The sequence below is a fragment of the Oceanobacillus jeddahensis genome, from assembly GCF_000750635.1.
Taxonomy (GTDB): domain Bacteria; phylum Bacillota; class Bacilli; order Bacillales; family Amphibacillaceae; genus Oceanobacillus; species Oceanobacillus jeddahense.
In genome coordinates this window covers 30,238-44,514 of record NZ_CCDM010000002.1, presented here as the reverse complement: position 1 = coordinate 44,514, position 14,277 = coordinate 30,238, and the positions used below count along the sequence as shown (strand labels likewise).

Annotated in this window: 12 protein-coding genes and 6 tRNA genes; 7 read left to right on the top strand and 11 right to left on the bottom strand. The window is 39.6% G+C overall.

Annotated elements, in window-relative coordinates:
- The first annotated feature begins 96 nt into the window (after positions 1–96).
- Entirely contained in the window at positions 97–249 is a 153-nt protein-coding gene (locus BN986_RS26670) for an aspartyl-phosphate phosphatase Spo0E family protein (protein ID WP_081922161.1), read from the top strand.
- 292 nt (positions 250–541) lie between these two features.
- Here BN986_RS26670 and BN986_RS07905 read toward each other — a convergent pair whose 3' ends face one another.
- The 10 genes from BN986_RS07905 to BN986_RS07860 all read right to left on the bottom strand — a co-directional run bounded on the left by BN986_RS07905 (position 542) and on the right by BN986_RS07860 (position 6,101).
- Positions 542–1,654 (bottom strand): phosphomevalonate kinase, encoded by a 1,113-nt coding sequence (locus BN986_RS07905; RefSeq protein ID WP_040979311.1) that lies wholly within the window; start codon positions 1,652–1,654, stop codon positions 542–544.
- A 12-nt stretch (positions 1,655–1,666) separates the two neighbouring features.
- Positions 1,667–2,641, bottom strand: coding sequence for a diphosphomevalonate decarboxylase (gene mvaD, locus BN986_RS07900; RefSeq protein WP_040979310.1), 975 nt, complete (start codon positions 2,639–2,641; stop codon positions 1,667–1,669).
- Positions 2,642–2,699: 58 nt separating this feature from the next.
- Positions 2,700–3,656: a mevalonate kinase gene (gene mvk / locus BN986_RS07895; protein ID WP_040979309.1), complete on the bottom strand. Its 957-nt coding sequence runs from the start codon at positions 3,654–3,656 to the stop codon at positions 2,700–2,702.
- Positions 3,653–4,942 carry a hydroxymethylglutaryl-CoA reductase, degradative gene (locus BN986_RS07890; RefSeq protein WP_040979308.1) on the bottom strand — a complete coding sequence of 430 codons (1,290 nt, stop codon included), beginning with the start codon at positions 4,940–4,942 and terminating at the stop codon, positions 3,653–3,655. Before BN986_RS07890 ends, mvk begins: the two co-directional genes overlap by 4 nt.
- Positions 4,943–5,335: 393 nt before the next feature.
- A tRNA-Lys gene (locus BN986_RS07885) sits at positions 5,336–5,408 on the bottom strand.
- Between the two features lie 197 nt (positions 5,409–5,605).
- A tRNA-Gln gene (locus BN986_RS07880) sits at positions 5,606–5,677 on the bottom strand.
- Between the two features lie 9 nt (positions 5,678–5,686).
- Positions 5,687–5,771: transfer RNA gene (locus BN986_RS07875), tRNA-Tyr, on the bottom strand.
- 42 nt (positions 5,772–5,813) lie between these two features.
- Positions 5,814–5,889: transfer RNA gene (locus BN986_RS07870), tRNA-Thr, on the bottom strand.
- 4 nt (positions 5,890–5,893) lie between these two features.
- A tRNA-Val gene (locus tag BN986_RS07865) sits at positions 5,894–5,969 on the bottom strand.
- Positions 5,970–6,026: 57 nt separating this feature from the next.
- Positions 6,027–6,101 (bottom strand) — tRNA-Glu (locus BN986_RS07860).
- Positions 6,102–7,149: 1,048 nt separating this feature from the next.
- Here BN986_RS07860 and fabI point away from each other — a divergent pair.
- The 3 genes from fabI to BN986_RS07845 all read left to right on the top strand — a co-directional run bounded on the left by fabI (position 7,150) and on the right by BN986_RS07845 (position 11,032).
- A complete protein-coding gene (fabI, locus tag BN986_RS07855; protein ID WP_040979307.1) occupies positions 7,150–7,926 on the top strand; it encodes an enoyl-ACP reductase FabI in 777 nt (258 codons plus the stop codon).
- A 191-nt stretch (positions 7,927–8,117) separates the two neighbouring features.
- A complete protein-coding gene (locus tag BN986_RS07850) occupies positions 8,118–9,545 on the top strand; it encodes an aldehyde dehydrogenase family protein (protein ID WP_040979306.1) in 1,428 nt (475 codons plus the stop codon).
- A gap of 248 nt (positions 9,546–9,793) precedes the next feature.
- A complete protein-coding gene (locus tag BN986_RS07845; RefSeq protein ID WP_244444972.1) occupies positions 9,794–11,032 on the top strand; it encodes a metal ABC transporter solute-binding protein, Zn/Mn family in 1,239 nt (412 codons plus the stop codon).
- Positions 11,033–11,085: 53 nt separating this feature from the next.
- Here the strand turns inward: BN986_RS07845 and BN986_RS07840 are convergent, their stop codons facing one another.
- Positions 11,086–11,676 (bottom strand): class D sortase, encoded by a 591-nt coding sequence (locus BN986_RS07840; RefSeq protein WP_040979305.1) that lies wholly within the window; start codon positions 11,674–11,676, stop codon positions 11,086–11,088.
- A gap of 297 nt (positions 11,677–11,973) precedes the next feature.
- Between BN986_RS07840 and BN986_RS07835 the strand changes: the two genes are divergently transcribed.
- The 3 genes from BN986_RS07835 (at position 11,974) to BN986_RS07825 (ending at position 14,190) form a co-directional block, all read left to right on the top strand.
- Positions 11,974–12,336 carry a helix-turn-helix domain-containing protein gene (locus BN986_RS07835; protein WP_040979303.1) on the top strand — a complete coding sequence of 121 codons (363 nt, stop codon included), beginning with the start codon at positions 11,974–11,976 and terminating at the stop codon, positions 12,334–12,336.
- A 255-nt stretch (positions 12,337–12,591) separates the two neighbouring features.
- Positions 12,592–13,392: a class I fructose-bisphosphate aldolase gene (locus tag BN986_RS07830; protein ID WP_040979302.1), complete on the top strand. Its 801-nt coding sequence runs from the start codon at positions 12,592–12,594 to the stop codon at positions 13,390–13,392.
- A 39-nt stretch (positions 13,393–13,431) separates the two neighbouring features.
- Positions 13,432–14,190 (top strand): SDR family NAD(P)-dependent oxidoreductase, encoded by a 759-nt coding sequence (locus tag BN986_RS07825; RefSeq protein WP_040979301.1) that lies wholly within the window; start codon positions 13,432–13,434, stop codon positions 14,188–14,190.
- Positions 14,191–14,277 lie beyond the last annotated feature (87 nt).

Here is a 14,277-nt window from a genome sequence, read left to right as displayed (position 1 = left end):
AACCGCTTGTAAGGTTTCACTTTTAAAAAAGAATGTTTATTTTTTTTCCGAACGGGTATATCTAACGATAAGTATACTAAAAAAGGAGTGAAATTTGTGAACAAAAAAGCATTATTCATTGAAATTGAACAATGCAGGCAAGAAATGCTGGCACTATCTGAAGAACATGGTTTAGAATCAGAGCATGTCTTAGCTTCAAGTGAAAAACTTGATGAATTAATCTATGCTTATTTAAAAAAATCATCTTAAGTAAATTCTTACTCTCATTTTAAAGGCATGTCATGTATGTCTTTTTTTGTGCCATTTTTTTCAGCTACAAATTTCTTTAATAGATACGCTGGTCTTCAACCGTAATATCTCTATAAATAATAATATCTTATTTTTTCTTTCACTTCATTATCATTGTTCATTTTTTATAAGAAACTTGAAAATATTTGAAAGATGTTTGCAATCTTATTTTCATTTGAATACAAAAATAAAAGAACCGATTCACAATATACAGTATTGCAAAACGGCTCTCATTTATAGTCTTTTAAAGTTATTAAACAGAGTGATTCTCTTCAACCACTGTTTCCCCACCTATAAAAGGAGATAATGTCAATGCTTTAATTCCTGCTTCTTCCCAAGCAAGTGCTAATTGTTCTGCCGTTTCTTCCGAAGGCATAAAAGCAATGCCACAATCTCCACCTCCAGCTCCGGAAGGTTTCCCAGCCCCTCCCAAATTTTCTGCTATGTTACACAATACTGCTAAATCTGGTGTTTCAATGTTTGTATCTGCTGCTTTCCCGACTTGATCTAAAGCTTTTCGGTTTGCTTTTATCCCTTGAAATAATTGATTTATATCATTATTTTTTGCGCCTGTTAAAAATTGAGAAACGGCATTTTCACTATCTTTCAGAAACGCCGCATAAGCTTCCGCATTATTTATCTTCAATAACCGAACCTGGTTCACTAAATCTTTCGTCGATGCCGCACTGCCTGTCCAGCCTACACAAAAGCAAACATTGGCCGGTAAAGTAATTGGTTTGGTTTTATAATACTTCCAATCCTTCTCGACCACCTCCGTAATAGAATCTGCTTCCTGGTATGCTTCAAGCAGCCAATCGGCTTGAAAAGAAGAAAATTGCAGCAACCCGCCATAAGTGGACGCAGCTATATCTGCACCAGATCCATTTCCTTGTATAATCACATGGGATAACGCAGATAAACGAAAAATCGTGTCTTTTTCAGCTAATGCAGGAGCTTGAAAATGCAAGACTCCTGCCACAATGGAAGTAACAATTGCCGCACTAGAACCTAACCCATATTTGATACCAGAGGCATCATCTAATTCACTACGGGTAGATACATGCATCGGCCGAATTGACATTCCTTTTTCTTCCATATAATGGCAAGTAATCCGGAGTGCTTCTTTTACAAAAGATAACCGGGAATCATCAGATTCAATATGTATATCCGTCTCGTGCCAAGTCCACGGAACATTATGAAGGGAAAAATCTGATAGAGTAAGCTGGTGGCTATCTGCTTCCGATATAGTTGCATATACAAATCGGTTAACAGCCATCACTGCTAAATCCTGATATGGTTCTAATACGGCAAATTCTCCCGCAATCATCAATTTTCCTGGTACTTTAACTGTGATTGATCTAGCCACTGTTTACTCCTCCTACATGTAACTGATTCCACTTCCGGGCTTGCTAATAATAATATCTTCTACGTCTTCCATTGCTTGCAGGCTATTTTTCACTTTAGCTTCATCTTCCGGTAAATATAAAACCTTCACATTTGGGCCTGCATCAATTGTAAAAAAGGCTGGAATTCCTTGTTCTCTTAAATTTTGCACAGTTTGCATCACGCGCATCGTAGTATCTTGCCAATAGGTGAAAGGTGGATTCGCTCCTAATGTTGTCGCATGCATTCGTAAACAATTTGCCTCCGCAACACTTCCCATTTTCTCAAAATCCTTCGCTATAATTGCTTGTTTGATTTCCTGCAAATCCTTTGCCGTCTGCTCCAACCAGCCAGCATAAAAAGGAGAGGTTTCTACGGTACGGCGCATCCCCTCTCTACTTGAGACCTTTTTCACTGTTTTTGACAAGACCACAGCAGCGATACGAATATCCCAATGAGATTGGTCTGCAATTTGTACTGCATAAGAATCTAACCCATCTTCACGCTCACCCATTTGCCATTCGACAAAGCCTCCATAAATAGAACGGGAAGCCGAACCAGAGCCTTGGCGGGCTAATCTCGATAATTCCATATTGTCTAAGGAAAGTCCTATTGCTTTGGAGCTAGCAGCTGCTAAAGCAGCCAGACCAGATGCAGAGGAAGCCAATCCAGCAGCAGTAGGAACATGATTCACAGATTGAACCTGTGCATAAATCTCCTTACCATAAAGAGCCCGTACCTTATCTAGAAATACCGCTATCTTTCCAAGAGCAGCTCCTTCTACCTTTTGTTCATTTAAGAGAAAGGAATCTTCCTTTAAACCTTCCTGAAAATGAACCGTAGTCTCTGTAGAAAAACCATCTAATGTAACGGAAAGGTTGCTATTGGTAGGGAGAATCAATGATTCATCCCGCTTTCCCCAGTACTTAATCAAAGCGATATTCGTATGTGCTCTCGCTGTTGCCTTCATATTTCTGAATCCCCTTTTCTACGATACCTGTCAAATCGTTCTTTTTGAGCATTTTCTATTATTTCTTCAGAACAAACGGCCATACTGCCGCTGCACCAAACCGGCGTAACTTTTCAGCTAACTGCTTGGAATGCACCTCATTTTGTGCAAGCGCAATGATACAGCCGCCATTTCCGCCGCCTGTCAATTTCGCACCCAAAGCACCTTCTTCACGTGCAAAGCGAATTAATTTATTTAATCCGGCATCACTTACCCCTAGTGCTTCCAGTTCTTTCTGCGCTTCATTTAACAGCTGCCCTAAAATTTGCTTACTCGCTTTTTCTAATGCTTCTTTCGCATGATGTGTTAACTCCCCGATCCGCTCTATTTTTGAATGAATACGTTGAGGGGCGGCTTTTAACAAATTGGCTACAGATTCAACGGAAGTACGTGTATCGCCAATTCTACCAGAATCCGCAACAATAAAATGAAGGTCTTCTCCTAATTCGATATAATCTACTGGCTTTTCCTTTTCATACCATACTGGTTTATCAGAGGTAATACTTAACGTATCAATACCACTAGGTGCACCATGTGCATAGGTTTCTGCCACATTCGCTAAATTTAATAATTCTTCTACCGAGCATTCTTTATTACAGTAGTTGAATAAAGATCGGATCACAGAAATAGCTACCGATGCACTAGAACCCAGTCCTTTTCCAGGTGGTACGGAAGAATTAATTCGTATCAATAAATCCTCGTAAGGAATACCAAGATATTCACAGGAATCCTCCACGCAACTTACAATTCCTTCAAGTTCTTTTGGCGCATGATGCAATGGACCATGATAGAAAGTACTATCCATTTTCACCGTTCCCGGAACGTACTCAATCACCGTCTCTACACCAATCAAAGGAAATGGAATAGCAATTGCCGGCTGTCCGTGTACAACCGCATGCTCTCCAATTAAAATCACTTTACTATGAGCTATACCAATAGCTGTTTTTTCCGTCGCTGTTACTTTTTCTGCACTCATTTTTTATACTGTTCCACCAATTCTTTAGCTTTTCCCACACGGATTTCTTGTTGTTCTACTAATTGTTTCGCTATCACATCAATCATCTCCCCAGTTGCTCCTCCAGCTATCGCAACAGAACGTGAATGAAGCGCCATGTGTCCTTTTTGAATACCATCTGTTGCTAATGCCTTGAGCGCTCCAAGATTTTGAGCAAGGCCAACTGCCACAATTACCTGCGCAAGTTCCTCTGCTGATTCAATATGCATAATGGATAAAGAGAAGCCCGCCAGCGGGTGTACACGAGTCGCGCCTCCAACTGTTCCGATAGACATTGGTAATTCAATTTCTCCAACCAGATTGCCTTCTTCATCCTTGGACCATTTTGTCATAGATCCATATTGACCATTCCTAGCAGCATAAGCATGAGCTCCCGCTTCTACTGCCCGCCAGTCATTTCCTGTCGCTATGACAACAGGATCAATACCATTCATAACGCCTTTATTATGTGTTACAGCACGATACGGGTCCGAAGCAGCAAATTCATAAGCATGAATAACACCGTCTCTAACTTCTTCTCCAGCAAACGAACCAGTTTTTAATAAATGTGGAGGGATCATGCATTTTGCTGTTGCAAGGCTACGATCTGCATAATTTGATAAGATACGCAAATATACTTTTCCTTTTGTTATTTCTTCCACAATCGGCGCAATTGATTCAACCATGGTGTTAATCATATTTGCTCCCATCGCATCACAGGTATCTACATAAATATGCATTACCAGCATTTTACTATACGACGATGCATCCTCTTCATTCAGAATACGGACGTCTAAATCTTTTACACCACCACCGCGATGGACAATGCTTGGATAGGCATTATCGGCAGCTGCCATTAGAGTATCTTTTTGATGAAGGATTTGTTGCTTCGCTTCTTGAAAATCAGGACATCCAACGACTTGAATTTGTCCAATCATCAGCCTTTCTTTTGATTCTGTTTGAAATCCACCAGCTTCTCTGACTATCTTCGCAACATGGCTAGCTGAAGCAACAACAGAAGCTTCTTCGATAGCCATTGGTATTACATATTCTTTCCCGTTTATTAAAAAATTTAATCCTAATCCAAATGGTAATTGATAGGTCCCAATGACATTTTCAATCATATTATCTGCTTTTCCTATTGTAAGCGCATCTGCATTAGACAAATTTTGTGTTTCTGCATCTGTTAAAGAAAAGGCTTCACGTAATAACGCCCGTCTTTCTTTTACCGTCATATTATAAAAACCGGGTATCCTTGAAGAGGTCATGCCTAGCTCATCCTTTTTATTTATCATATCTAAAATATACTTTTTATTACTTAGTACTAAAAATAAACTATTTTGATTATAACACGAATTATATCGTTTTTTCATTTACAAGTTACTTATTTCGTTACTGGAACTAAGTTTCGAATATTATTATCATGTACTGGAATTTTCACTTTATTATAAATGATTGGATTTCTATTTTATAATAAATTTGCATTCGTTCGTTTTTTACTTGTACAAGAATCAAATGATTAAATAGAAGTCCCGAGACCTTAGCCCAAGTTTCTTTAAATGGCTTTTAAATACATTGTTCTTTTCTGCTGGGTTAATAAAGAAAAAAACGAGATAAGATTATCCCGTTTTCGCTGCACTTTATACTTGTTATTTGTTTAATGAGCCATGAAGGATTCGAACCTTCGACCCTCTGATTAAAAGTCAGATGCTCTACCGACTGAGCTAATGGCTCCCGTTTAAAATAGAATCTTACTTTATTTAATGCTTTTTGTTTGGTGGTCCCTTGCATCTAAAAGCCTATGCTTCGAAGGGAATGTTTCGGGGTTACTCGCAGCTGTTTCGGCAGATGGATTGCTCGTTGCTCTACCGACTGAGCTAATGACACTTACTATCTATTCTGTCAAACCTAAAAAAGACATAAAAAAAAGGCTGGGCCACTAGGATTCGAACCTAGGGTACACGGGATCAAAACCCGATGCCTTACCGCTTGGCTATGGCCCAACAAAAACATGGTGGAGGGGGGCAGATTCGAACTGCCGAACCCTGAGGGAGCGGATTTACAGTCCGCCGCGTTTAGCCACTTCGCTACCCCTCCAAATTATTGTTAACCATATTATCAAATATATACATGAAAAAATGGTGCCGGCCAGAGGACTTGAACCCCCAACCTACTGATTACAAGTCAGTTGCTCTACCAGTTGAGCTAGGCCGGCGTTATGGTGGAGGATGCAGGGATCGAACCTGCGACCCCCTGCTTGTAAGGCAGGTGCTCTCCCAGCTGAGCTAATCCTCCAAGGTGTAACGTATATGTACAACTATATATATTGCACATGTCTTCTTTAAAATAATTTGGTGACCCGTACGGGATTCGAACCCGTGTTACCGCCGTGAAAGGGCGGTGTCTTAACCGCTTGACCAACGGGCCATCATGCGTTGGCTGAGAAGCTTTTTGAAAGCATCTCCCGCAAACTGACGAATTTTATTATATCGAGGAACCGACCGTTTGTAAAGAGAAAAATGAAAAAAACTTAAATTTATTTTCAAAAGGCTAATAAATCACAGTTCACACCTTGTTTCGACGCTATTTTTCGCGGTTAAAATTCTATCTAGGATTCATCTTTTTACTTTATTTTCTTCCATTTATTATTTAACTCAACTTTCGCACATTAAAAAGTAACTTCATCTCCATAGAAACAGGAGTTGACCATTCTTTTGATAACTTCCTTGACAAAGAAAGAATAGAAAGTGAAGTGTAAAGCACCGCTGCGGCGGACCGTTTTGCCTCCGCTAGTTAGATATTCTATACGTGGAAAACAACTCACCCAATAGATGTTTGATCAGATAGAACATATTTTTCATACTGCATGGTAAAATGTTCTTCCAATATTACTTTCTGTGCATGAAAGCTATTCCTGATATTAACTATCCATGCTGTCATGATTGGTTGTTCAGGTGAAAGCTGCTATTTCGTCAAACGCATCAAAATGTTATTTCTTTCATTCGCTGTAGAATCCTATTAGAGCGCAGGCCAACCACGGAGACTCCTATGGGAACAGGGCGAGCTACAGATCCACTTGAAAAGCGGTTTTCTTTTCAAGTTAGCTGAAGCCGTCCCCATGGAAAGCGGAGTGGTTGGCCGGAGCGGATCTATGCACAATCACCAATTCCAAAAATAGCCGGATATGTAACCAAAAAGCAAGCATGGTAATGAAGAACAGGTTCATCCTGAAATAGCAAGATATATATGCTTATTTTTAAGTGTAAAAGTTGAGTTATTTAAGATCACAACTGCACTTCTTAGATTCTCAAACTAACATGTTTCTATACTTCATGTAGTAAGATAGATAGAAAAAATTCGATAATAGAAACGCTTTTCCCCTCTTGTCAGAAAAAAGAAAAACGGATTTGACTTTATCACCTGGTACTAATCAGTTATAATAGATGCTAAGTTAAATGTTGAATGGAGGATACATATGACAAAATTATTAGAAGGTAAAAATATTGTTGTAATGGGTGTCGCTAACGAAAGAAGTATTGCTTGGGGCATTACAAAATCTCTACATAACGCCGGGGCCAACCTTATTTTTACGAACCGGCAAGAAAGATCCTATAATAAATTAGTAAAACTTTTAGATAAGCACGAAATTGAACCAAAAGCAATCATCTCTTGTGATGTTGCTTCAGATGAAAGTGTTCAGGAAGCTTTTAATGAAATAAAAGAAAAAATCGGTGTGATTCATGGTTTAGTTCACTCTGTTGCCTTTGCAAAACGTGAAGACCTGCAAGGTGAATTTGTCACTACCTCCCGTGACGGTTTCTTGCTTGCTCAAGAAATCAGCGCTTATTCCTTAGTATCAGTTACAAATGCTGCAAAGGAACTGATGACAGAAGGCGGTTCTATTGTTACACAAACTTATATCGGAGCAGAACAAGTAGTTCCAGGCTATAACGTTATGGGTGTTGCGAAAGCATCTCTGGAAGCAAGTGTCCGTTATTTAGCGGAAGATGTAGGAAAACATGGAATTCGCGTGAACGCTGTTTCAGCAGGCCCAATCCGTACACTCTCTGCAAAAGGAGTAGCTAACTTCAACGAAAAATCACAAGTTGTTGAAGAAAAAGCTCCACTGCGTCGTAACATCGATCAAGATGAAGTTGGAGACGCAACGCTATTTTTCCTAAGTGAATTGGCACGGGGAATTACCGGCGAAGTGCTGCATGTGGATGCCGGCTTCAACATTATTGGTGGTTAAAACCTATCTCTTTACAGATTCGAAAACTGTCTCTCTTCTATCGGGGAGACAGTTTTTTTATTGGATAAATCAAAGTTCTCTCCTATGTTTAATATTTTTTAGTACGGGAACTAGTATTAATGCATGTTCAAAAAAGCAATATAATCCTTTTAAAACATGTATTTTCAAAATATGCAAAGGGGTGGAATAAAATGTATAACCATATACAACATTATATTAACGGTCAGTGGGTTGACTCCACTGAAAACGAAACAATTGATGTTATCAACCCTGCTACAGAAGAAAAAATTGGTGAGATTAGCTCCGGTACCAAAGAAGATCTCGACAAAGCAGTACAAGCTGCACGAGACGCTTTTCCATCATTTTCTCAAACAACAAAAGAAGAACGTGCTGATTTATTAGATCGCATTGCAGATGAATATGAAAAACGAAAAGATAAATTTATTGAAGTTATTATGGAAGAATTGGGTTCGCCTGTAAATTTCACAACGGAAGTGCAATATCCAATGGGACTAAATCATTTTCGCGCAACAGCAAAGCTGCTACGTGATTTTGACTTTACCGAAAAACGAGAAAACTCGTTTATTCAAAAAGATGCAATTGGAGTTGCCGGTTTAATTACACCATGGAATTTCCCTACAAACCAAGCATCCACGAAGCTGGCCAGTGCATTTGCAGCAGGTAGTACAGTGGTCCTAAAACCATCTACAGAGACACCATTTGCAGCAGTTTTACTAACAGAAGTATTCGAAGCAGCCGGTTTACCTAAAGGTGTATTCAACCTGGTAAACGGAACAGGGTCTACTATCGGTGACGGCATCAGCTCTCACCCGGATATCGATTTTGTATCCTTTACAGGCTCCGGCGGCGTTGGAACAAAGATAATGGAAAATGCCGCCCAAGATATTAAAAAAGTTTCCCTAGAGCTTGGAGGCAAATCACCAATTGTTGTATTAGACGATGCAGATGTGGATTATGCTGCTAAAACAGCAATTTCCCATATCGCCGGTAATACAGGTCAAGTATGTACCGCTGGAACACGGGCGCTCGTTCCAGAATCCATGCACGATGACTTTATCCAAGCGGTTAAAAATCATATTTCTGAATACCCTGTCGGTGATCCAAAAGATAAATCTACTTTTACTGGTCCGCAAGTATCTGAGGATCAGTGGAAAACCGTTCAAGATTATATCCAAACAGGTATTGATAGTGAAGCAACGCTCGTTACAGGCGGGACAGGTAAACCAGAAGGCTTGGAAACTGGATACTATTCTAAGCTGACTGTATTCACAAATGTAAAACCTGACGATACGATTGCCCAGGAAGAAATTTTCGGACCTGTTCTTTCTGTGATCACGTATAAAGATTTAGATGAAGCAATTGATGTTGCCAATGGTACTATTTACGGATTAGCAGGCTATGTTGTCGGCAATGATCCAGATAATCTAACCAAAACAGCAAGAAGCCTTCGTTCAGGTAGAATCGTAGTCAATAATGAACCTGCCGACTTCACCGCTCCATTTGGTGGCTTCCAACAATCTGGTATTGGACGCGAATGGGGAGATTACGGAATTGAAGAATTCTTGGAACCAAAAACAATTGTAGGTTTACCTTCATAATCAATAAATCTATGGTCAGCAGCCCTTCCGCTGCTGACATTTTTTTTGCAAAAATAGCTTGACATCCACTCTAAAAACCTGTAAATTTTAAATCGTAACGATTACGAAATGATAAATTAAAATTTATCCTGTTTGCTTTTCACAAGGGGAGACACAATAAACAGAGCACCCTGCAATAGCAATGTTTACTTAATTTTCTTTCTTAAAAAAGAAGCCAAATGCACTATTAAATAACGGAGGTACATTTCATGATAAAACGGATGATTATTTTTTCCAGCTTACTCCTTCTCTTCCTTGCCGGCTGCCAATCTACGGAAGGTGGTCAAGATGGAGACCAGGAACAGCTTGAAATTTCTACAACTATTTTTGCATTAGAAGATTTCATTTCCAAGATCGGCGGTGAGTATGTTGATGTGGAAAGCATCTACCCGCCAAATGCAGACGCACATACGTATGAACCAAGCTCCCGTGAGATGGTTGATTTAGCGAAAAAAGATTTATTCATTTATTCCGGTGTTGGGATGGAGCCTTTTGCTTCCAAAGCAGAGGATATTCTAGAAAATGAAAATGTTGAAGTCTCCGCAATTGGTGAGGATATTCCGCTCCGAGGAGAAGCAGATCACGATCATGGTGAAGAGGAAGAACATCACCAGGAAGAAGAAGCGGAAGATAACGGAGATATTATTATTGATGGGATTAATGACCATTATCATAGTGGGGATACAGCAAGCTTAGAGGCAGAAACAACTATTGATGAAGACGTCGCAGAATGGAATTGGTATTTCCGGACAGCCGATTCTGAGGATTGGGAATTAGACGAGGATGCAGACAATTCTGCTTTTGAAACACAAATTAATGATACATTAGAAGTAAAATTAGAACTTAGAGATGCTGATGGAGAAGTGATTACGGAATCAGGTATTGTGGAATTACTCGTTGATAATCATGATGGGGAGAGTGGTATCGGCGATCCACATGTTTTCCTCGATCCGATCATAAGCATTCAATTGGCTGAAAATATTACTAACCTTCTTATTGAAAAAATGCCGGAGCATGAAGCATATTTCACAGAGAATTTTGAGGAACTAAAAGGGCAGCTGGAACAAGTGGATCAAGAATTAGCACAAACGATTGAGAACGCAGACCATCCACAAGTGATTGTCTCCCATGCAGCCTATGGCTATTGGGAGGAGCGATATGGGCTAGAACAAATTAGTATTCACGGGCTGTCCTCATCTCAGGAGCCTTCCCAATCTGCCTTAGTAGATATTGTTGATACCGCCCGCGAATATGACTTAAAATATGTTGTATTTGAAAGAAATATCAGCAGCAGAATCAGCGAAATTATCCAAGACGAAATTGGTGCAGAAAGTGCCGTGCTTAGTAATATGGAGACCATTACTGAGGAAGATATAGAAAACAATGAGGATTATTTCAGCTTGATGCAAAAAAATATTGAGACATTAGAAGCTGTACTAAACGATTAAAAAACAGCTTTCTTCCAGATCGATACATCTATGGAAGAAAGCTGTTTTTTATGCTATTCGGAAACCGGGTACGCATAAGCAACAAAACGCTCTGGCGCATTACCTACAAAATGAAATGGATAACATGTGGTTACGACTAATACTTCTTCTCCCATTTCTCGAATAACCGAAGTATCATCCTCCGGGACAATTTCTGTTTCTTTTATTTCATACGTATATTCGCCATAAGGCATCTGCACAATAAACGTATCTCCTATCTCCAATTCACCAAAGTCACGGAAAACCGTATCACGATGCCCGGATAGAAGAATTTGCTCGCCCTGCCCTGGGAAAACAGAATTTGACAGATGGCCTACTCCCTTTTGCAATGAATCTGGGTCAGTCCCCTCAACAATAGGCAATGTTTTTTCCAATTTTGGTATCTCTAATGTAGCAAACGCCTCATCTTCCTCCGTCTCAAATGTTTCTATTGTTTGTTCTATATCTTGATCCGATTCAGCTTGGCTGGTAGCTCCTTGTTCAATTTTTTCCTCTGCTTGAATTAAAGATTGCTTTTGTGATTGTTCATGACCAATTAGCTGATAGCCAAAAACACCCAAACAGATGACACCTATAATCATAAAAAGGATGCCAATACGTTTCATTTAAGTCGCCCCTTTCTGTTCGTTCATTTTTTCGATTAGCGTGGAACTATGTAAAAAGATTTCTTAGTTAGAAAGCAATATATATCTATATTTAATATACCATGTTATATGAATAATTTAACTACTTTTATTATTAAAAAATAAGCTTAGGCGATAAAGTGAAACTTCCTTCAGTAGGAGTTTTACGGACGCTTCTCCGTGATAAAATTCAACTTCCCCTCTCCACTAACTATTTCTCAATTTAACGACTATGCTATAATTAATTTCTAAAATAGAAATCCAGGGGTGCGCAATACGATGAAAACAGCTCAACGAATCATCCAGTTACGGTCGAAAAAAAATTGGACGCAAAAAGAGTTTGCTAAACACGTAAATATAAATGTTAGTGTGATGAATCGAATAGAGTCTGGCGAACGCCCGATCAAAGGAGATGAATTAACTGCCATCGCAGATACATTGCAGGTTACCACAGACTACTTATTAGACAGAGAAGTACCTTCCTCCAAAGCGTCAGATCACGAAAATGAATTTATCAAAAGCATTCAGGAAAGAATGCCAAATGCAGACAGGATGTTTCGCGATTTAGCAAGCCTTACTCCCGAACAAATGCAGGATGTTTATGATTACTTGCTTTTTAAAAAGAGTAGAAGGAAAAATTAAAGCTCTTATCTTTGCCTATAATTCATATTAATAACTCCTCAAAAACGATATAAGAAATACGTACATTTCTATAATAAATAGACATATCCAGATTTAAATTGACAGAAACCTATTCGTTCGTTATGATGGTAATATAACAAAATAGCAGTACGGGATAGTGAGAAGATTCCCCACAAAAGACGACAGTTAACTGTCCTTTTTGTGGGGAATTTTTTTATTATCTACACTAACTAAAAGAAAGAATGGAGCGATAGAATGTCTAAAAACAGAAGATTAGCCCGTGTTTTTTCGAACGATAAGAAAACGCTTACTCTAGCGTTAGATGGTTATTATTTCACAAACAAAACAGATGGAATTGATAAAACCATCTCACAAATGCCGGAGCTCGTTGAAAACGGTCTCGATGCAGTATTGGTTACCCCGGGAATAGCAAAAAAGCATGCAGATGCCTTTACTGATGTAGGAATGCTGGTCCGGGCTGATATGTCTACCAATTTACTTGATCCCTCTGTTCCGGATACATTTTATGCTGCTACCGTGGAGGATGCATTGAAGCTAGGCGCTGACGGGGTGGTTAATATGACTTTCCCAGGAGCGGACAATGAAGCAAGCTCTCATCAAATCGCCCGTGATTTAGCAAGAGCTTCGGATAACTGGAACACGGTATTTATGTGCGAGACCCTTCCTTTTGGGTATCCTGTCACGAATGAAGAGTCCAATCAGGCATCTTATATTGCCGCTGGCGCCCGTGTGGGTACAGAGCTTGGTGCTGATATTATTAAAACACGTTTTTCAGGAGAACCTGAAGATAAAGAAATTGTAGAAGCTGCTAATGCACCTGTTGTTGCACTGGGCGGTCCAAAAACAGAGAACATCATTGATTATTTTGCCTTTGTCCGTCATTGCATGGACGTTGGAGCCAGTGGTGTTGCAGTAGGACGTAATATTACTCAAAATCCAAATCCTGCTGCTGTCGTAGCTGCACTAAATCAGATTATTCATCATCATGCAACTGCAGAAGAAGCAAATGAAATGTATAACAACTACTCATCGTAAGACCATTACCTTTTAAAAAAATGAGGAGGAGTGAACGAAATGGATTTAGGAATTAAAAATAAGACAGCCATTGTCACTGGCGGTTCCAGAGGTGTCGGAAAAGAAATCGCTTTATCTCTCGCCAATGAAGGGGCAAATGTTGTCGTAACTTATCAAAGCAATCAGGCCAAAGCAGATGAAGTAGTAAAAGCTATTGAAGCTACTGGACAAAAAGGGCTGGCCATTCACGCAAACCTGGCAGATTCAGATGATGCTGTATCTATTATTTCACAAAGTGTGGAAGCGTTTGGAACAGTTGATATTCTCGTGAATAATGCTGCAATCTGGCTGACCGGATATGTAAAATCTATTGAATTAGAAGATTGGAATAAAACCTTAGATGTGAATCTCACCTCTGTCTTCTTAACATCCCAAGCATTCTTAAACCATTGTTTAGAAAAAGAACAGCCTGGTGATATTCTCAATATCACCTCTCAAGCAGCCTTTCACGGATCAACTACCGGACACTCGCATTATGCGGCAAGTAAAGCCGGAATGATTGCCTTTACAAAATCAATGGCCCGTGAACATGCAAAGGATGGTGTCCGTGTCAACAACCTGGCACTTGGCATCGTAGAGACTGATATGATTCGTGAAAAGCTGGAAAAAGACGCATCTTATTACTTGAATCGTATTCCGCTTGGAAGGGTGGCACAGCCTGATGATATTGCTGATATTGCTGCCTTCATGGTATCCAAACGGGCAGGATACATCACAGGAGCAACCATTGATGCCACCGGCGGCATGTTAATGCGATAACTTGGAACGATATAGGTAGAAGTTTAAAAAGAAAAGAGGTGAAGAGCAGCTCTCTTACATGAAAACAAGAAGAGAGTTTCGCTCATT

Bases quoted from the DNA above. Each gene is read 5' to 3' on its own strand.
- BN986_RS07825 (WP_040979301.1), top strand. From the start codon at position 13,432: ATGGATTTAGGAATTAAAAATAAGACAGCCATTGTCACTGGCGGTTCC.
- BN986_RS07845 (WP_244444972.1), top strand. From the start codon at position 9,794: ATGATAAAACGGATGATTATTTTTTCCAGCTTACTCCTTCTCTTCCTT.
- BN986_RS07830 (WP_040979302.1), top strand. From the start codon at position 12,592: ATGTCTAAAAACAGAAGATTAGCCCGTGTTTTTTCGAACGATAAGAAA.
- BN986_RS07840 (WP_040979305.1), bottom strand. From the start codon at position 11,676: ATGAAACGTATTGGCATCCTTTTTATGATTATAGGTGTCATCTGTTTG.
- BN986_RS07850 (WP_040979306.1), top strand. From the start codon at position 8,118: ATGTATAACCATATACAACATTATATTAACGGTCAGTGGGTTGACTCC.
- mvk (WP_040979309.1), bottom strand. From the start codon at position 3,656: ATGAGTGCAGAAAAAGTAACAGCGACGGAAAAAACAGCTATTGGTATA.
- BN986_RS07835 (WP_040979303.1), top strand. From the start codon at position 11,974: ATGAAAACAGCTCAACGAATCATCCAGTTACGGTCGAAAAAAAATTGG.
- mvaD (WP_040979310.1), bottom strand. From the start codon at position 2,641: ATGAAGGCAACAGCGAGAGCACATACGAATATCGCTTTGATTAAGTAC.
- fabI (WP_040979307.1), top strand. From the start codon at position 7,150: ATGACAAAATTATTAGAAGGTAAAAATATTGTTGTAATGGGTGTCGCT.
- BN986_RS07890 (WP_040979308.1), bottom strand. From the start codon at position 4,942: ATGACCTCTTCAAGGATACCCGGTTTTTATAATATGACGGTAAAAGAA.